A 19,029-nucleotide genomic window follows, 5' to 3' on the forward strand; every position below is an offset into this window, starting at 1 on the left:
TCGTTTTATTATTAGCCCTTCAATGAGTTGATTGTTTGTTCTACTTCATCTGCTGTCTTTATTACACTTGAGTTAAGCTGAAAGGCTCTTTGTGTCTGCAAAAGCTTAACCATTTCTTCTGACACTTCTACAGTTGACGCTTCTAAATATCCTCTCATTATTTTTGAATTTTCTGATAAGTTATATTCTGCATCTTCATTAGATATTTGGAATAAATTATCTCCTGACCTTTGTAAATCTGAATTATTGGTAAATTCATACACACCTACATTTATTTCATCTTCTAAATTTTCAAGCAATATATATTCCTCATTATTATCAAGAACATATCCTCCTTGATACATAAGATAGTTTCCATCATCCATATTAGTTACTTGAAAACTACCATCTCTTGTAAAGAAAATTTCATCTTCATAAGATATAGCAAAAAAACCATCTCCATTAATTGCAAAATCTGTTAAGCTGTCTGTTCTATATGGTGCACCTTGATTGAATAAAATGTCTATCTTTTCCAGTCTAGATCCACTTCCCGATTTTAATTGAGTATTTTCTCCCTGTACACCTCTAATATTTGTATACATTAAATCTGAAAATTCTGATTTTGATTTTTTGTATCCTGTAGTTTGAATGTTTGACATATTGTTAGATATAACGTCTAAATAATTTTGATTACTATTTGCTCCATTAACTCCAGTATAGAATGCCTTTATCATACATTACCTCCACCTAGTTTATTTTACCAATTTGATTTGCTGCCATATCTTGTACCATATCATAAATTTTTAAAGCTTGTGATGCTGTTTCCAACGCTCTTTGAGATGACATAATACCCGATAACTCTTCAGTGACATTTACATTTGATCTCTCAATAGTTTTATTTGCAATTCTCTGATATTCTAATATTTCAGGTTCTTCTTCTGAAATATACATTCCTTCTCCTTGTTTTTGCAAGTTATTATAATCAAGGAAATCATAAACAGCTATTTTATCTATTATTTCTCCATCTACTCTAATGCTACCGTCTTCTAATGCTTCAAACTTATCTGTTCCAATGTATATGTCACCATATTCACCTTGTACTCTTCCTGCGCTTGAAAGAATTAAATAACCTTCATTATCTAAGTTAAAGCTTCCATTCCTCGTGTATAAAATATCGTCATTACTATCAACTGCAAAAAACCCTGAACCCATTATAGCAAAGTCAGTTATATTACCTGTTTCTTCTAAACTTCCCTGTGAATGTATGGTGTTGTTTTCTTCAATCGTCCTTATAACTGAAACATTACCTAATTCAGTTGATTCTTCATAAATACCATTTTGCTTGTATTTATTTATTAGCAAATTACCAAAGTTTGATGTAACTGCTTGTTCTTTTTTATATCCTGCAGTATTTATATTAGCTACATTGTTACTAGATATATCTATTTTCCTTTGTTGAGTTAACATACCTGATGTTAACGTATAAAAACCTCTTGACATAAATCCACCCCTTTTTTTATTTGTTATAACTATTTAAATATTCTCTAATGCTTTCTTTTAATTTTTCTAATACTTTAGTATGTATTTGAGAAACTCTTGAAGTACTAATGTTCAATATATTTGCAATATCCTTAAGTTTTAATTCTTCTTTATAATAAAGGGATACTACTAATTTTTCTTTTTCTTTAAGTTCTTTTATGCTTTCTTTTAAAACCTTGTATAACTCCTTTGTCTCTAAAACATCCTCAGGCAATTCATAACCATTACTAATTTCATTTTCTCTTAAGTTAGCTTCTCCTAGTAAATCTTCAAAGGATAATATGCTTGTCTTATAAGAATTGCTAAGTATCTGATTATAATCATTTATATCTATTTTTAGATAATCTGCTATTTCATTATCATTAGGTGTTCTCCCCAGTTTTATATATAACTCGTCTTCAGCTTTCTTTACTATTTTAGCCTCATTTTTAACTTTTCTTGGTATCCAATCCTGTTTTCTAACATAATCAATTATAGCACCTTTTATACGAATTGTTGCATATGTTTCAAATTTTACATTATGAGATAAATCAAATTTATCAATAACATCCATTAAAGCAATTATACCTTCGTTAACAACGTCATCTACTTCCCCAAATTGTTGATAAGATCCTCTAAGTTTCAAAGCGATAACTTTAACTAGATAGCTGTATTTTTCAATAATTTGATTTCTAATATTAATATCTTTAGTTTCTAAATATTGCTCCCATAATTTTTCATCATCTATTACTTTTTCTCTTATAAAAGTCATACTATCACTCTTTCTTAAATAGATATATTACCTAATGCTTGTATTTGTACAGAATTGTCAATTTCATTAAATGATAATACTACTGCTTTGGGATAAAATTGATCTAGTAATTTTCTAAAGTATCCCCTCACAAAAGGAGATGTCATGATGATTGGTATATTTATGTCATTTTTAATCTTATTTATTTCTTCTATTAATTGTCCTACCAATTTCTGCATTAATTCCGGGTCAATTGATAAATAATTTGCTTTGTCATTTTTATTTATTGAATTAATAATTAACTTTTCTACATCAGTACTTAATGTTATAACTTTAATTTGTCCTCCTTCAGACCACTTATGAGTTATTGTTCTCTTAAGAGCCTGACGAATATATTCTGTCAATACTTCTGTGTCTTTAACAGAGTTTCCATAATCACTAATAGTTTCTAGTATAGTTTCCATATCTTTTATAGGAATTCCTTCTCTTAATAAGTTTCCTAATATTTTTTGTAAATTACCATACGAAACTATGCTAGGAACCACTTCTTCTACTAAAGGCTCATTAGTTTTCTTTAAATTATCAACCAATTGATTTATATCCTGCCTAGAAAGTAATTCATGAGAATGTACCCTTATTACTTCAGATAAATGAGTAACTAATACTGAAAGAGGATCTATGACTGTATATCCATATATTTCTGCCAACTCTTTTTTATCTTTAGCTATCCATTTGCTAGGTATACCGTAAGCTGGTTCTATAGTTTCTATACCATCAACTTCTCCAGTTAAATTTCCTGGATCAAGGGCTAGATAATAATCTACAAGTATCTCACCTTTTGCAACTTCTTCTCCCTTGAGCTTTATTATATATTCATTTGGATTAAGATATCCATTATCTCTCAATCTAACAGAAGGCACCACCATCCCCATTTCAGTTGCAAATTGTCTTCTAAACATTACAACTCTATCAATAAAACTTCCTCCACTTGATTCGTCTACTAATGGAATTAAACTATAACCTACTTCCATTTCTACAGGATCAATTTGTATAAGTTCATAAATATTATCTATATTTCTAAAGTATTCGTCCTCTGTTGGTGCAGGCTCGTTCTCTTTTTCTTCAGCTTCATTATTTTTCATTTCATATATTTCATTACTTCTATATAGTTTATATCCTAAAAAAATCAAAATAAACGCTAACGTAAAAACCTGTAATTTAGGAAACCCAGGAATCATCCCCATTATGACTAATACTATACCTGATATTATAAGGGACATTGGCTGTGACCTAAATTGTTTAGTTAAATCAACATTTAAACTTGATTCAGATGCAGCTCTTGTTACAATCATACTTGTTGCAGTAGATATTAATAAAGCCGGAACCTGTGATACAAGCCCATCACCAACAGTAGCTATTGAAAAAGTCTGCAAAACTTCCGAGAAAGTCGAGCCACCTTGTACCATGCCTATAATTACACCACCTATGAAATTAATGGCAGTAATTACTATCGACATAATAGAGTCACCTTTTACGAATTTTGTTGCTCCATCCATTGCTCCGTAAAAGTCAGCTTCCCTTTGAATATTGCTTCTTCTTAATCTAGCCTGTTCCTCTGATATTAGACCTGAACTTAAATCAGCATCTATTGCCATTTGTTTACCAGGCATTGCATCTAATGTAAATCTTGCAGTAACTTCAGCTATCCTTTCTGCGCCTTTTGTAATAACTATAAATTGCACTAATACTATTATTATAAATACTATAAATCCTATTACCGCATTTCCTTGCAAAACAAAGTTTCCAAAGGTAGCTATAACTGCTCCTGCATTACCCTCATTAGAAAGTATAAGTCTAGTAGAAGAAATATTTAATGATAAGCGGAATAAAGTTGTAATGAGTAGTAACGATGGAAATACTGAAAATTCCAAAGCTTCTTTTATATACATTGTAGTAATTAATATAACAACAGATAATGCAATATTAATAATAAACATCATATCCAGAAAAAAAGCTGGCAATGGTATTATTATCATAAGTATTACTGCTATTATAAATAGTGATATAGAGTTATTAAATATCTTCTTCATATTCTAATGTCGTTCCTTTTCTTTCAGTTTATAAACCCAAGCTAGAATTTCAGCAATAGGTTCATAATACTCTAATGGTATTTCGTGGTTAATTTCAGCGCTATTGTATAGGGCTCTAGCCAAAGGTTTGTTTTCAATCATATTAATATTATTTTCCGTTGCCTTTTCTATGATTTTTTTAGCTATATTGTCTTTACCTTTTGCTAAAACAATTGGTGCACTGTCCAATTCTAAGTCATATTTTATCGCAATAGCAAAGTGTGTTGGATTTCTTATTATTACATCTGCTTTAGGAACTTGTTGCATCATTCTAGTCATAGAAATAGCTCTTTGTTTCTCTTTGATTTTTCCTTTAACTTGAGGGTCTCCTTCTAGTTGCTTGTACTCTTCTTTTACTTCTTGCTTTGACATTTTTATATTTTTTTCATATTCCCACCATTGAAACAAATAATCAAATGCAGATATTGCAACAAAGGCAATTACAACATTTTTAACTAATAACAAAATAGTGGAAAAAATAAATTTTATTCCTGACATTAAAGCGACATCTACTAATTTGGGTACTTCAAATAATACTTTTGATATAGTTGAGTATATTATATACGCTAATATTGATATTTTTATTAAATTTTTTGCCAATTCTACCAATGAACGTATAGAAAACATCTTTTTAATCCCTTTTAAGGGGCTGATTTTCGAAAATTTAATCTTAATAGTTTCCTTTGAAATTAAGAATTTAGTTTGAGCTCCAGTCAATATTATAGTTATAATGATTATAGATATAAATAATATTCCAGCTGATTGAAATATTGTAACTGCGATATCTTTGAAAGTCCGAACGATAAATCTGTCATTTATGTATGTTGTTGTTCCTATTAGTGATATGTATTTAACTAATGCATTTTTGGTAAACCTAAAAATATTAGGCATCCATATTCGCAAAATAATAAAGGATATTGCTATTACACCTACAGTTATAACATCTTTACTTTGAAATACATTACCTTTTTTTCTCTCATCCCGCCTCTTCTTCGAGGAGGCCTTTTCGGTTTTTTCACCAGCCATTTACATCCTACCTTATGTTATTAATAAAGATAAACTCTTTTCAATCGTTTCAAACATCACTGTCAACATATTATGTATAAATGAAGAAAATGTTGGAACTAGTATTATTAGTAATAAAAATCCAACTATCATCTTAAGCTGAATATTAACAGAAAAAACCTGAATCTGCGGTATAGCCTTCATTAAAATTCCAATACCTGCTTCGGAAATTATTTCAACTGCAATTATTGGTAAAGCTAATTTTGCTGCCAAAGTTAATATTTGGGTCATCATTTCTACCATATTTAAAAATAAATTTTGTGGTATAGTAAATTTCCCAATACTTATTAGCTTACAAGAAGTAATAAATATTTGTATTAATGATAAATGTCCTCCAACACTGAAAAATAACAATATAGTAAATGCATTTAAAAAGCTACCTGATATACCCATTGATACTTGGCTATTTGGATCATATAATTGTGCCATAGACATTCCGATTTGTAAATCCATCGCTTTGCCGCCTATTACAACTATAGAAAAAAACATACTAACTATGTATCCAATTAAAAAACCTATAAATAATTCCTTTAATATAATAATTGCATATTGTAAAACTGAATTAATAATAATATCGTTACCTGGTGGTAAGACGTTATAAACTGTAATAGCAAGAAAAACACTTAGTGATGTTTTAAACATTACAGGTAAATTTCCTCTTCCAAATATTTGATTAAAAAAAACACAACTACTCATTCTGACTAATATTAATAAAAAGTATGTAAGATCTCCTGTTAATGACATATCATTACCTCGTTAATTAACTGTTAACATTAAATCAAATACATAATATGTGAAATCTGATATTATACCTATCATCCATGGACCAAGTACAATTAAGACTATTGCAGTTATAAGCAATTTAGGAACAAATGTCAGTGTTTGTTCATGTATTTGAGTTACAGCCTGAAAAACTGCTATTAAAAGCCCTATTGTTAAACTTAGTAATAATATTGGAGCTCCAACTTTCATACCTGTAACTAATGCTGCTTGCATTATTTCTATTACTGATGACGAATTCATATTTCCCTCCAAATCTAAAAGTTAAAGGTTGTTATTAAAGTCTTAAATAATAGAGACCAACCATCAACAACAATAAATAATAAAAGTTTAAATGGCATAGATATCATAACAGGTGGTAACATCATCATTCCCATTGACATGAGCACACTTGCAACTATCATATCTATTATTAGAAATGGAATATATAATAAAAATCCAATAATAAATGCTCTTTTTAATTCACTTGTTATAAATGCTGGAATTATAACAGTTAATGGCAAACCACCAACATCTTCAGCACCTATTATTTCTTCATCCCTTGACATATCCATAAACATTTTCATTTCATTCTTACCAGTTTGCTTAAGCATAAATTCTTTTATAGGTCCAGATGCAGCAACATAAAATTCATCCAAAGTTATTTCTTCATTTTTATATGGTTCATATGCTACCGTATTAACTTCTTCTATTACAGGAGACATAACAAATAAAGTGAGAAACAAAGCTATACCAATTAATACTTGATTCGGCGGTGTTTGTTGCAACCCAATTGCATTTTTAAAAAAAGACAAAACCATTATTATTCTAGTGAATGATGTCATCATTATCAAAATTGATGGTAATAATGTAACTACCGTTAACAGAACTAATATTTCAATCGTATCCACAGCACTCCCATTAATATCCATATTTAGAACACTACTATAGGCAGTTGATTTATTAATATTTAATAATAAAATTATAGTTAATACAATTTTTAAAATTTGTCTTCTTTTCACAATCATTGTTGCCTCTCATGTTTAGTGATTATTTTTTCATTATTTTCGAAAAAAGCTTTTTAAACTCCATATCCTGATTAATATTTTCTTTAGGTTTTATTTTAAAATCATCTAATTCCTTAATTATGTTTATACTTTCATCTGTAATACTCAACAAATAGTACTTATTTGTAATTTCTACTATAGCTAAATATTTATTTTGTCCTAACACTATTCTGTCTACTATATTGATATACTGAGAACTAACTGTAAAGTTTGCTTTCTTTGAAAGCCATTTAGTACCATAATAAGTTAAGAATAGAATAAATATTATACCTACGAAAGAAAAAACTAATGATAATAAATCTTTAATTGCTATGGTAATCCACTCCTATTGGTTAATTATGCTTTCTACTGTTTTCAAAACCCTATCTGATTTAAATGGTTTAACAATAAAATCTTTTGCACCACTTTTTATAGCATCAACCACCATTGATTCTTGTCCCATAGCAGAACACATAACCACTCTTGCATTAGGATCAAATTCTTTAATTTCCTTTAATGCTTCTAAACCATTTTTATTTGGCATTGTTATATCCAAAATAACTAATACTGGTTTTTCTTGTTTATATGTTTGTACTGCAATTTCACCGTCTGCTGCCTCTAAAATATTTTCATATCCATTTTTTTTAAGTGTATCCCTTAACATCATTCTCATAAATGCAGCATCATCTACTATTAATATTTTACCTTCCATTTTTCCCTCCAAATAATTATAAGCATAATTTATAATGTTAATCTAATAATTTCATCTTTTTTTATTATTTCAGATATTCTTACACCAAAGTTATCATTAACAACTACTACTTCACCTTTTGCTATTAGCTGACCATTAACTATAATGTCTACTAAAGCACCAGCCTGTTTATCAAGTTCTACTATAGTCCCCTGTGAAAATTCAAGAATATCTTTTATTTGTCTTTTTGTTTTTCCAATTTCAACGCTAATATCTAATGGTACAGACATTATTAATTCTAAATTTGAAAATTGTTCCTCTGACAAATTTTCTTCTTCAAAATCATCAAAACTTTCATACTCCATTGGTTTAATATTAATTGGAACACTTTCCTTTTTCCTTTGTTTTATGTTTAAGCTGTTTCTATTTCTTCGTACAGCTGTTTTATTTTCAATGTTTTCATTAACCTCCTCCTCATGATTGATAATATCATTATTTGAATTATCTATAATTTCATCTTCTACAGCTTCATCTTCTATATTACTTAAATCAATTTGTAATTCTTCTTCAGAAGATTCATCTTCTTCTCCAATAGCATCTGTTCCCTTTAAAAATATTGATACTATCTCTCTTGCAAGAGAAATTGGCATAACATTTACAAATTCACTTTTGACAGCATCTTCTATAAATAAACTAAAACTTACAGCAACTAAAATATCTTCTTCATTAAAATATTTGTTTTTAAACTCTGCCTTATCGTCAATTTCAGCTGCTATAGGAGTCGATATGTTTATTGATTTACCTAAAAAATCAGAAAGCGCCGTAGCTGCTGACCCCATCATTTGGTTCATCACTTCACAAATTGCACTAGTATTTATTTCGTCCATTTCAAATTCATCATCTGAGATAGTGAGTCCCATCAAAATTTCCACTATTGCCTTAGCATCCATACGCTTTAAAATCATTAAGTTTACGCCATCTAGCCCTTCAACATAACTAATTTCCACTCCAATAGCTGGTTCCATGCCTTCAAAATTAAATTCAAATGCCTTGACTACTTTTACTTTTGGTACAGTAATCTCTACTCTTTTACCTAACAATGTAGATAGCGATGTAGCAGAAGAGCCTAAACTAATATTCATAACTTCTCCTATTACATCTCTTTCCATATCTGAAAAAATAACTTCATTTGTCATAATAGCTCCTCTTAACGAATAATATTATTAATTTTTATTACATTTTTATTTTTCTTAACTCCCCATTTTCCTTCAAACCATTTTTCACCATCTACTCTTACATCAACATCAGAATCTGCTCCTTTGTCTAGTATTATCACATCTCCTGCCTGCATATTTAATAGTTCAAAAAGAGATGCCTGAGTATTACCCAGTACTCCCGCCACTGTAAGCTTAGAAGTTTTAAGTGTATCCATTATTGAATCTCTCTGGCTAATTTCATCGTGTTCATTTTTCTTTTTATTATTTTTAGAAAAGATTTCTGCCTTTTTAAATATCTCATCAATTAAATCTGTAGGTATACACAATGTAATTTTGCCAGTAACATGATTTAATGTTGCATTAAGAACTATAACAACTACAGTATCATTGTAATTTATTGATTGTATAAATCTAGAATTTGTTTCTATTTTTTCAAATTCTGTCTCCATACTAATAGTTCCTTCCCAAGAAAATCCCATCGGCTTAACTAGTTGATTAAATAAATTACTTAATAATGATAATTCAATATCTGTATAATCCCTAATATTATCATACTCTTCTCCACTTCCACCTAAAAGCCTATCTATAATTACAAAAGATAATGGCTTTGAAATTTCCATTAATATCTGATGATCAGAAATAGTATCGTCTATATATTTCACATTAACAAGACCCATAAGTACATAATCGTCAAGAGCATTATTGTATTCTTGATAAATGCTCTCTTCAACTTGTTCAATAGTTACATCACTTAATAGCCTTAGTACTGAAGTTAAATTTGATGATAGGGACCTACAATAATTTTCAAAAACGCCCTTTATAAGTTTTACAGTTTCTTTTGTTATTTTTTTTGGGCTTCTAAAGTCATATTCTTTAACTTTTTTTTCTTTAACATCTATTTCTTGTATATCAATGTCACCACTATTTAAGTTGTTCAATAACTCATCTATTTGGCTTTGCGATAATATTTCTGCCATATTGCTGCCCTCATTCCATAAATTTAATCTATAACATTATTACTTTGATAATCTATATTATTTTCTTGATTTTTACTGTTATTTGAATCATTAATAACATTTTTTATCATATTAGTATAACTGATTGGATATCCCTTTCTGCTTATATAAATTTCTACTCTTCTATTTTTAGCTCTCCCCTCTGAAGTGCTATTATCTGCTATAGGACTATATAATCCATATCCAATAGCTAAATATTTAGCTGGACTTATAACATTTTTTCCTTCCAAATATTCTAAAACTGCATTTGCTCTATCGGTTGACAATTTTCTATCTATTTTTGTTTTATCTTTTTCAACTTCTGCTGTATGTCCTGCTATAATAACTTCTTCTATGTAGTCTTCAACTAAACCTAATCCTTTTGCTAATACATCTAATATGTCACCACCACTTTTATTTAATTTATTACTATATCCTCCAAAAGTTATATCATCAGAAAATCTTATAAAAACATATTCTTCACTTTTACTTATTTCAACACTTTCACTTAAATTATTTTCTACTATATATTCTTTTAACATAATATATAATTGATCTATTTCTTCATCTGATGATTCTATAATTTCAATTGGTTCACTTTCTCCGGTTTCGCTTTCTGACATATTTTCTTCAACTATGACTTCTTTTCCTTTTGCGAATGCTTCTACTATCATTGCATATTTTTGAGCATCTATAGTTGACATTGCATATAGCATAATGAAAAATGTTAAAAGTAATGTAACCATATCGCTGTATGTTTCCATCCAGCTAGCTCCACCCTTAGTTCTTTTTTTTCTTTTTCTAGCCATATTTACACCTACTTAATATTAGTATCTAGCTACTTCTCTTTTTTATTTTTTCTTTTTTTTAATTTTTTCTTTGGTTTTTCTTCTTTATCTGCTTCTAGCAATAAATCACGTTCTTGATATGATATATAAGAACTTAATTTTTCTTTTATATATTTTGGATTCTCTCCAGATTGAATCGAAAGAACACCTTCCATTATTAACTCCTTAGACAACATTTCCTCTTCATGTTTAGCTTTTAACCGATTTGATACAGGAGCACATATCATATTGTTAAGAAAGGTTCCATAAAATGTCGTAACAAGTGCTATGGACATGCCTTTTCCAAGTGCATCCGCTCCACCAGTTGGATCCATATTAGCAAGCATATTAATCAAACCTATTAATGTTCCTAACATTCCAAAGGCCGGTCCAAAGGAACCTAAAGTATCGAAAACACTCCATGCTGAAGCATGTCTTGCTTCAATACAAGATATTTCATTTTCTATTTGTGCCCTTACCTTTGTTGGTTCAATGGCATCGACTATAAGCATTACACAATACTTTAAAAACTCATCCTGTAATTCTATAGTATTTACCTTTTCTTCGAGAACTAATAAACCCTTTAGCCTAGCTTCTCTTGCAAGCTCTTCTATAGCATCAATATATTGACTTAAATCAATTTTCTCGCCTTTCATCAATACCTTTATGTTTTTTGGTACTTCCTTTAAATAACTTAGAGGAATTGACATAATAGTTGCTGAAAAAGCCCCACCAAAAGTTATATACATACTAGGAATATTTATAAAACTTTGAGCAACCTGAGTTACATTGCTTCCACTATTAAATATTCCGAAAAAAACTAAACCGAGTCCAGCTACTAGACCTATTATAAATGTAATGTTCATTTTACACCCCTTCTGCGTTAATTATAAATTATTGCCTCTAAAAATTTTTTGATTATATTCTATTATCTTATCTATAATCTCTTCTTTAGGGTCTCTTACTAAAAAATACTTACCTGTCGTTAATGTTATTTTTGTCTCTGGTATAAATTCAATTGTCTCTATTAAATTTGCATTTATGACAAATTCTTCACCATTTAAACCAATTACTTCTACCATATTTCCTCCTATGATTTGAACTTTACATTGTAAAATTCTTATTGCAATGGCTGATTCTTTATAATTGGTTAGCCATTGATTATAAAAGTATTAAATATACTCACAAAAATTTGTAAGCATGTTTAATGCTTTTATTAATTTATATTGTAGGGTGCGCATTGAATGCGCACCGCTAAATGAAACTATCTTTTAAGATTAACTAGTTCCTCTAACATTTGATCTACTACAGAGATAATCTTTGTATTAGCTTGGAAACCTCTTTGAGTAACAATCATATCAGAAAATTCATTTGCTAAGTCAACATTAGACATTTCTAAACCACCTGTAACTATAGCGCCAGTTCCTACTAATCCTGGTTCATGAAATGTTATATCTCCTGTGTTGTTTCCAGCTGAATAATATGAATTACCTTCAAGAACTAAAGCATTTTGATTTGGTACATATGCAACAGCAACTTGTCCAATTGTTACGACAGTATCATCTGGATCAGTTGCATCCATGTCATATGCACTAATTGTACCATCTGCATTTATTGTTATATTTTTATATCTATCATATTCGTCTATTACAATTGCTTCAACATTAGACATTTCGCCATCAGTAACACCTGAATCCACATCATCCATATTTAAACCTAATACTTTATTACCGTTAGAATCAACCATATTACCAGCAGAGTCAAAGTTAAATGCACCATAACGAGTATAAAATGGAACACCACTAGCATCTTCAACCATAAAGTATCCTTCGCCATTAATATATAAATCTGTTGATTTATTTGTAGGTGCATACCCAGACAATGTATGAATTGTATCTATAGAACCTACCTGAGCTCCATAACCAACTTGCGAAGAGTTTGTACCTCCCCTAACAATAGTACCATCATCACTTGGTGCTGTTGGAGTACTCATTGTTTGATAGTATATATCTCTAAATGTTGTTCTTTGTGCTTTATATCCATTTGTATTTACATTTGCTATATTGTTACCTATTACATCCATTTTTGTCTGGTGACTTCTCATTCCTGATACACCAGAATAAAGTGCTTTCATCATAATAATTCATTCTCCTTTTTTATTAAGCTGGTTAGTCCTTCAAAACGTCCGGACTTTAGCCTCCATAAAAGGACCGGCTATTTTATTACAGCTCCATCGATATTTGTAAAAATATTTTCTTTTAATTCATTACTATTTACAGCCGTTATAACTTTGTTATTTATTGTACTTACAATAAATGCTGCATTGTCTATCATCACCAATACATTTTTTAAGCCTTTATCTTTTGCTTGTCCAACAGCCTCACTTAACTTACTTGAAACATCTTCATCAATATCTATATTTCTCTCTTCTATTCTACTATTTGCATGTTTAGAAAAAGACACTTCGTTAACTTCATTAACCTTATTGTTTAATATATCTTTAAATGTTGAATTGTTTTTTTCTACACTTTTTACAGATGGATTACTTTGAAGATTATTGTTTATGTTGCTTAAATTTCTGATAAAATTTATATCAGTCATTACTCATCACTACTTTCTTCTATTCTATTTCCTTTTTTTATTTCTTCTAATATTTCATCTAATGTTTCTTCAACAACATTTGTTTCTTCTTCCTTTTCTTCTGCCTTTACTTCCATAACATTAGAGATAGTATATGGCTGTCCGTTTACATAAAGGTTTGTCTCTCCACTGTAAATAGTTACTTTTTCAACTTTCCCTTCATCAACAACCAATTCTCCTACTTCATTATAGTTAGCGACTATTACGGTTTTTCCTATTAAAGATGTTGCTTGCTCTTGTTGAGAAATTTCCGATAAATCTGTCATAGCTTGCAGTGAAGAAAATTGTGCAAGTTGTGATACAAATTCAGTATTTTCCATTGGATTCATTGCATCTTGATTTGACATCTGAGCAACTAATAAATTTAGAAAATCCTGCATATCTAATGATGATCCGCCTGGATTAACTATATTTAAATTTTGTGAATTACTTAATGAGTTAATACTATTTTGATTATATGCATTTATTTCCATATTTCACCTCCTGTTATACAACTTTGTTCAATTTCATATTTCTTAAATTCATCATCTCTGAAATAAGACCGACTTCATCATTGTCTTCATTATTACTTTCTGTATAGTAATATTCACTTTTAGTATCTCTTTGGTAACTACTTTGTTGCCCATTAGAATTTAAATTATTAGTATCATATTGCAACATGTCATTTTTAATAGATATCTGCACAGCTGTATCCATTTTATTTTCTAAGATACTAGAAAGCTCTTTAACATTTGTCATAAGTATACTCTGTGTTTCCTTATCCAAAGCCATTATATCAACTGTAAGTTTTTCATTTTCAAAGCTCATTTTTATGTCAACTTTCCCTAAATTTTTAGGATATAGTTCCATGACTACATGTTGCGATTTTTCTTCATACATTAAATCTATTCTGTCTTTTATCTGAGTTAATACAGTTGATTTTAATAAAGATGATTCGTCACTTACTTTAATAATTTTATTTTCAAAGTCATATGTAGTTTTACTAATTCCCATCTGCTCTATCTGAAAATTAATTTTTTCCTTGAAATTTTCCTTATCAGTTTCAATGATAGATACTAAATTATCCTTTAAAATTGTTTTTTCACTGACAACCTTATGCTTATTTAACTCTGATGCTAACTTTGGATCTAAGACCTTTTCTTCAAGTTTCGTATCAATTTGTACTAAATTATCAGGCTGATATTCATTAGAATAAAGATTATGATTATTAGTAAACAACTCCGAATTATTACTATTTATAACAGTACCATCGTTATTTACTACAATATTGCTAGCATTTGCAACATTACCCTTATTTCTAACATCACTATTCATAATATCATTAACTATATTTTCAAAATTTACAGAATTGTTACTAATTTCAAAATTTTGAAGAGAATTAGTTAAACCAGTTAAATCAGTTAAGTCAGCTCCATAGATCATGTTTATCATGCTACTATAATCATATTGCAATTCAGTATTATCTTCTTGATTCTCTTGTAAATTCGGAACTGTTGGCAATACAGGATTATATCTTTCAGTATTAATCAAATGCTTATTCAAGTCATTACCAAGTAATAAATTTTGCATATTTATATCAGCATCAGAATTTTCAGATAAATTTGTACTTGTCATATTTTTATTTTGCAAAAGCATAGCTAATAGATTTATAAATTTACCTTGGCTATTATTTGTTTGCATGTTGCTATTTAAATTATTAGTTGTTCCAATATTAGGCAACAAATTTGCTATATTCATCTCCATATATCATCACCTCCTTTATTTAATTTTTTATATTAAACATATTGTTTTAATATCTTATTGTTAGAAACAAATTCTTCAATGTAAATTTCTTCTTTTTTATCTAATTCATATTTATATTTATCTAGTTCTTTTTCTTTTAATTTTTCAAGACTTGAAATTTCCTTGTTTACATCAACAATTTCTCTTCTTTTTGCCTCTATTTTTTTATCTATTGCTTCTTTTTCTTTTTGTTTATCCTCAATATTTTTGAATATATTTTCCATATACATTTTATAATATAACATTTCTCCAACAGTTATCGATTTAGAAGATTTTTCGTTTAATTCAGTATTTGCAGTAGCGTACTTCATATTTAGATTTCTAATATCTAGCTCAATTTGTCTTTTTTCATGATTGAAGTTTGACATTTCCATCCTTAAACTTTCTAAAATCTGTTCTTTTATTTCTAGAACTTTCTGTAGTGAAAAGTTGAATTTCTTCATTTGTAACTCCTTTGTTTACGTGTGTGTAATGTGTAGCTACAAGCGGTACGCATACAATGCGTCCCCTACGTTGTGTTCGTGTGATGTATTCAATCAAGCGGTACGCATGCAATGCGTCCCCTACGTTAGATTTCTTCCATTAATTTCAAGACTTCTTCGTATGTATATTTTTCATTTACTCCTTGTTTTAAAAAGCTGTTAACTTGGTCTATCTTTGTAATTGCTTCATCTAATTTTAAATTTGTACCCTTTTTATAAGCACCTATTGATATCAAATCATAATTAGCATAATATACCGAAAGTATGTCTCTCAATTTTTTTGCGTTGTCATTTTGTTCTTCACTGACTATATCATTCATTAATCTTGAAATACTCGAATTTATATCTATTGCAGGATAATGATTGGAATTCGCAAGTTTCCTTGTTAGAACTATATGACCATCAACAATTCCTCTTACTGTATCAGAAATAGGTTCATTAGTATCATCCCCCTCAACTAAAACGGTATAAATTCCTGTTATTGAACCATTGTTGAATTTTCCACTTCTCTCCAACAACTTAGGTAGCTCTGCATAAATTGAAGGAGTATATCCTCTAGAAACTGGGGGCTCACCAGTAGCTAACCCAATTTCTCTTTGTGCCATAGCAAATCTAGTAAGGGAATCCATCATTAACAATACGTCTTTACCTTTATCCTTAAAATACTCTGCAATAGTAGTTGCAACTAAAGCACACTTTACTCTAAGCATAGCTGGTTGGTCTGACGTAGCAACAACTAGTATGGATCTTTTTAATCCTTCTTCACCTAAATCTTTATCAATAAACTCTCTTACTTCTCTTCCTCTTTCTCCAACTAACGCAATAACATTTATATCTGCTTTAACATTTTTTGCTACCATTCCTAATAATGTGCTTTTCCCAACACCGCTACCTGAAAATATACCCATACGTTGGCCTTTACCAATAGTTAAAAGACCATCTATAGCTTTAACTCCAAAGCTTAAACTACTGTCTATTCTTGGTCTCGACAATGGATTAATATATTCATTTTCAACATAACAATATTCATTACAACAAAATTCTTCGCCGCCATCCATAGGTTGTCCCTTAGCATCAACTATTCTGCCAATAAGAAAATCTCCAACTGGTATTTTTAATTTATGTTTTGTTGAAATAACTGTGTTTCCAAGACCTATTCCTTTTATATCTTCATAAGGCATCAGTAATACTCTTCCATCATTGAAACCAACAACTTCTGCATCAACTTTTTTATCTTTATCAGTGTTTATTTCACAAACTTCTCCAATTTTATAATTTGTTCCTGTTGCTTCAATCATCATACCTGATATTCTTTTAACTTTGCCTATATAAGTACATAAGTCTTCTTTTACAATTGTTTCATGAAGCCTATTAAAATTCACGTTATATCTCCTGCTTATTTAATATTAAGTCCTTTAAATTTTTAAGTTGAGTATCTATACTTGCATCTACTATATTGTCAGGTGTTTCTACAATACAACTTCCTTCGGATAATTCTTTTGATGCCTCTATTTTTACATCCTTTGAAATCTTTTTTAGTTCCTTTATTATAAATTTATCTGCTTCAATATTTTTACCTTCATCTTCGCTAGATACATAAACTTTAATCCATTCTACATTCTTATAATCTTTAATTACGTCTTCAACAATTTTTGATATAACATCTTCTTGTAATTCTATTTTTTTACGTATTATTTTTTCTGCTATTTCAATTGATATTTTTTCCAATTTATCTTCATATTTGGATATTATATTTTGTTTTTCTCTTTCTATTGATTCTATCATGCTATTAATTTCATTAATTTTAGACTTATTTATATTATTAAGTTCAATAGAAACTTCTTCTTTACCTAAATTATATCCTTCTTCATATCCCTTGCTTTTGCCAATTTCCAAACCAGCATTAAATCCTTCTTCATATCCTCTATTTTTTTGTTCTATAATTTCAGATTGAGCATTTCTTTTTGCTGTTTTTATAATTTTTTCTGCTTCTTCATTTGCTTCAGTCAATATGACTTCTCTTTGATTATATATTTCATATATATCTTCTTTAGGACAATCAACAAACTTAGGTGCGGTTTTTTCTACTTTCTTTTTATTGCTACTGTCATCAAAAAATACATTTTCCGCCTTAATTATACTAGACAATAACATCATCCTTTCCGCCTTTAGCTATATATAATTCTCCCTCTTCCTCTAAACGTCTTATTACTGAAACTATTCTTTGCTGAGCTTCTTCGACATCTCTCAATCTTAGGTTGTGAGTATATTCTAATTCAGATTTTATAGTATCTACCATCTTTGTTGACATATTGTTGAATAATACTTCTGTAACTTCTTTATTTGAACCTTTAATAGCATAAACTAAATCTTTATTATCAACTTCACGCAAGAATCTTTGTATACCCATTGAATCTAATAAAACAATATCTTCAAATACAAACATTCTCTTTCTTATTTCATCAGCAAGTTTAACATCTTTTTTGTTCAACTCATCAAATATGTATTTTTCATTACTTCTATCCATATTGTTCATAATATCTGCAATATAATTTACTCCACCAATTTCGGTATAATCGACTGATATTATCGAGTTGAATTTCTTTCGTAAAGCTTCTTCTACATTCTTTATAATTTCAGGTGATGTTCTATCCATTTTAGCAATTTTCTCTACTACTGTTATCCTTTTTTCCTTTGGAAGTTCAGCTATAACTGCTGAAGCTTGATCTGCTCTTGCATAGGATAAAATTAAAGCTATCGTTTGAGGATGCTCATTCTGAATAATTGTCAAAAGGTTCTTATAATCTGCCTTTCTTATAAATTCAAATGATTTAGTCCTTAAAGTCTTTGTTACTCTTTCCAAAAGACTTGAGGCAACCTGTGAACCAAAGGCTTTTTCCAACACATTTTTCGCATATTCAAAACCACCTTCGGTGATTACCTTTTGGGTTAAACACAAATCATAAAAATCTTTTAATATTCCTTCCATATCAGTAGGATTTAAATGCTGCAGTCTTGATATTTCATATGTAAGTTGCTCTATTTCGTCTTCTTTAAGATTTTTGTATATTTTTGATGCATCTTCAGCACCAAGAGAAATTATTATTGCTGCAGCTTTTTGTTTTCCTGTTAATTTAGTTTCTGCCAT

The 19,029-nt window shown here is 29.2% G+C and carries 23 protein-coding genes; all 23 read right to left on the reverse strand.

The genetic code is table 11. The features are described 5' to 3' along the window. Window positions 1-11 precede the first annotated feature (11 nt). Complete coding sequence (locus U8307_RS04055) at window positions 12-713, reverse strand: flagellar hook-basal body protein (RefSeq protein ID WP_326910424.1); 702 nt, start codon at window positions 711-713, stop codon at window positions 12-14. A gap of 13 nt (window positions 714-726) precedes the next feature. Beyond that, window positions 727-1,479, reverse strand: a complete 753-nt coding sequence (locus tag U8307_RS04060; protein WP_326910425.1) for a flagellar hook-basal body protein — start codon at window positions 1,477-1,479, stop codon at window positions 727-729. Window positions 1,480-1,495: 16 nt separating this feature from the next. Beyond that, window positions 1,496-2,269 (reverse strand): sigma-70 family RNA polymerase sigma factor, encoded by a 774-nt coding sequence (locus U8307_RS04065; protein ID WP_326910426.1) that lies wholly within the window; start codon window positions 2,267-2,269, stop codon window positions 1,496-1,498. Window positions 2,270-2,283: 14 nt separating this feature from the next. After that, the gene (gene flhA, locus U8307_RS04070) at window positions 2,284-4,338 is read right to left on the reverse strand and encodes a flagellar biosynthesis protein FlhA (RefSeq protein WP_326910427.1); all 2,055 of its coding nucleotides are present in this window, start codon (window positions 4,336-4,338) and stop codon (window positions 2,284-2,286) included. A 3-nt stretch (window positions 4,339-4,341) separates the two neighbouring features. Continuing rightward, window positions 4,342-5,403, reverse strand: coding sequence for a flagellar biosynthesis protein FlhB (gene flhB, locus U8307_RS04075; protein ID WP_326910428.1), 1,062 nt, complete (start codon window positions 5,401-5,403; stop codon window positions 4,342-4,344). Window positions 5,404-5,415: 12 nt separating this feature from the next. Continuing rightward, window positions 5,416-6,186 (reverse strand): flagellar biosynthetic protein FliR, encoded by a 771-nt coding sequence (gene fliR, locus U8307_RS04080; protein ID WP_326910429.1) that lies wholly within the window; start codon window positions 6,184-6,186, stop codon window positions 5,416-5,418. A gap of 12 nt (window positions 6,187-6,198) precedes the next feature. Next, window positions 6,199-6,465 carry a flagellar biosynthesis protein FliQ gene (fliQ, locus tag U8307_RS04085; RefSeq protein WP_326910430.1) on the reverse strand — a complete coding sequence of 89 codons (267 nt, stop codon included), beginning with the start codon at window positions 6,463-6,465 and terminating at the stop codon, window positions 6,199-6,201. A gap of 14 nt (window positions 6,466-6,479) precedes the next feature. After that, on the reverse strand, window positions 6,480-7,229 hold the full coding sequence (fliP, locus tag U8307_RS04090) for a flagellar type III secretion system pore protein FliP (RefSeq protein WP_326910432.1): 750 nt from the start codon (window positions 7,227-7,229) through the stop codon (window positions 6,480-6,482). Window positions 7,230-7,251: 22 nt separating this feature from the next. After that, window positions 7,252-7,587 carry a flagellar biosynthetic protein FliO gene (gene fliO / locus U8307_RS04095; protein ID WP_326911534.1) on the reverse strand — a complete coding sequence of 112 codons (336 nt, stop codon included), beginning with the start codon at window positions 7,585-7,587 and terminating at the stop codon, window positions 7,252-7,254. Between the two features lie 6 nt (window positions 7,588-7,593). Then, window positions 7,594-7,959, reverse strand: a complete 366-nt coding sequence (locus tag U8307_RS04100) for a response regulator (RefSeq protein WP_326910433.1) — start codon at window positions 7,957-7,959, stop codon at window positions 7,594-7,596. A gap of 29 nt (window positions 7,960-7,988) precedes the next feature. Then, window positions 7,989-9,134, reverse strand: a complete 1,146-nt coding sequence (gene fliY, locus U8307_RS04105; RefSeq protein ID WP_326910434.1) for a flagellar motor switch phosphatase FliY — start codon at window positions 9,132-9,134, stop codon at window positions 7,989-7,991. A gap of 11 nt (window positions 9,135-9,145) precedes the next feature. After that, the gene (gene fliM, locus U8307_RS04110) at window positions 9,146-10,132 is read right to left on the reverse strand and encodes a flagellar motor switch protein FliM (RefSeq protein ID WP_326910435.1); all 987 of its coding nucleotides are present in this window, start codon (window positions 10,130-10,132) and stop codon (window positions 9,146-9,148) included. Window positions 10,133-10,155: 23 nt separating this feature from the next. Next, window positions 10,156-10,959: an OmpA/MotB family protein gene (locus U8307_RS04115; RefSeq protein WP_326910436.1), complete on the reverse strand. Its 804-nt coding sequence runs from the start codon at window positions 10,957-10,959 to the stop codon at window positions 10,156-10,158. A gap of 29 nt (window positions 10,960-10,988) precedes the next feature. Continuing rightward, complete coding sequence (locus U8307_RS04120) at window positions 10,989-11,843, reverse strand: motility protein A (protein WP_326910437.1); 855 nt, start codon at window positions 11,841-11,843, stop codon at window positions 10,989-10,991. A 21-nt stretch (window positions 11,844-11,864) separates the two neighbouring features. Continuing rightward, window positions 11,865-12,059 carry a flagellar FlbD family protein gene (locus U8307_RS04125; protein WP_326910439.1) on the reverse strand — a complete coding sequence of 65 codons (195 nt, stop codon included), beginning with the start codon at window positions 12,057-12,059 and terminating at the stop codon, window positions 11,865-11,867. Window positions 12,060-12,241: 182 nt separating this feature from the next. Beyond that, complete coding sequence (locus U8307_RS04130) at window positions 12,242-13,114, reverse strand: flagellar hook-basal body complex protein (RefSeq protein WP_326910440.1); 873 nt, start codon at window positions 13,112-13,114, stop codon at window positions 12,242-12,244. A gap of 77 nt (window positions 13,115-13,191) precedes the next feature. Beyond that, a complete protein-coding gene (locus tag U8307_RS04135) occupies window positions 13,192-13,578 on the reverse strand; it encodes a TIGR02530 family flagellar biosynthesis protein (protein ID WP_326910441.1) in 387 nt (128 codons plus the stop codon). Next, window positions 13,578-14,090, reverse strand: coding sequence for a flagellar hook assembly protein FlgD (locus tag U8307_RS04140; RefSeq protein ID WP_326910442.1), 513 nt, complete (start codon window positions 14,088-14,090; stop codon window positions 13,578-13,580). The genes U8307_RS04135 and U8307_RS04140 overlap by 1 nt, the downstream gene beginning before the upstream one ends. Before the next feature lie 13 nt (window positions 14,091-14,103). Next, on the reverse strand, window positions 14,104-15,360 hold the full coding sequence (locus U8307_RS04145; protein WP_326910443.1) for a flagellar hook-length control protein FliK: 1,257 nt from the start codon (window positions 15,358-15,360) through the stop codon (window positions 14,104-14,106). A gap of 32 nt (window positions 15,361-15,392) precedes the next feature. Continuing rightward, window positions 15,393-15,842, reverse strand: coding sequence for a flagellar export protein FliJ (gene fliJ, locus U8307_RS04150; protein WP_326910444.1), 450 nt, complete (start codon window positions 15,840-15,842; stop codon window positions 15,393-15,395). A gap of 125 nt (window positions 15,843-15,967) precedes the next feature. Further along, the gene (fliI, locus tag U8307_RS04155; protein WP_326910445.1) at window positions 15,968-17,263 is read right to left on the reverse strand and encodes a flagellar protein export ATPase FliI; all 1,296 of its coding nucleotides are present in this window, start codon (window positions 17,261-17,263) and stop codon (window positions 15,968-15,970) included. A gap of 1 nt (window position 17,264) precedes the next feature. After that, window positions 17,265-18,029 (reverse strand): FliH/SctL family protein, encoded by a 765-nt coding sequence (locus tag U8307_RS04160; RefSeq protein WP_326910446.1) that lies wholly within the window; start codon window positions 18,027-18,029, stop codon window positions 17,265-17,267. Further along, window positions 18,022-19,029 carry a flagellar motor switch protein FliG gene (fliG, locus tag U8307_RS04165; protein ID WP_326910448.1) on the reverse strand — a complete coding sequence of 336 codons (1,008 nt, stop codon included), beginning with the start codon at window positions 19,027-19,029 and terminating at the stop codon, window positions 18,022-18,024. The genes U8307_RS04160 and fliG overlap by 8 nt, the downstream gene beginning before the upstream one ends.

Source organism: Sedimentibacter sp. MB31-C6, from assembly GCF_035934735.1.
Taxonomy (GTDB): Bacteria; Bacillota; Clostridia; order Tissierellales; family Sedimentibacteraceae; genus Sedimentibacter.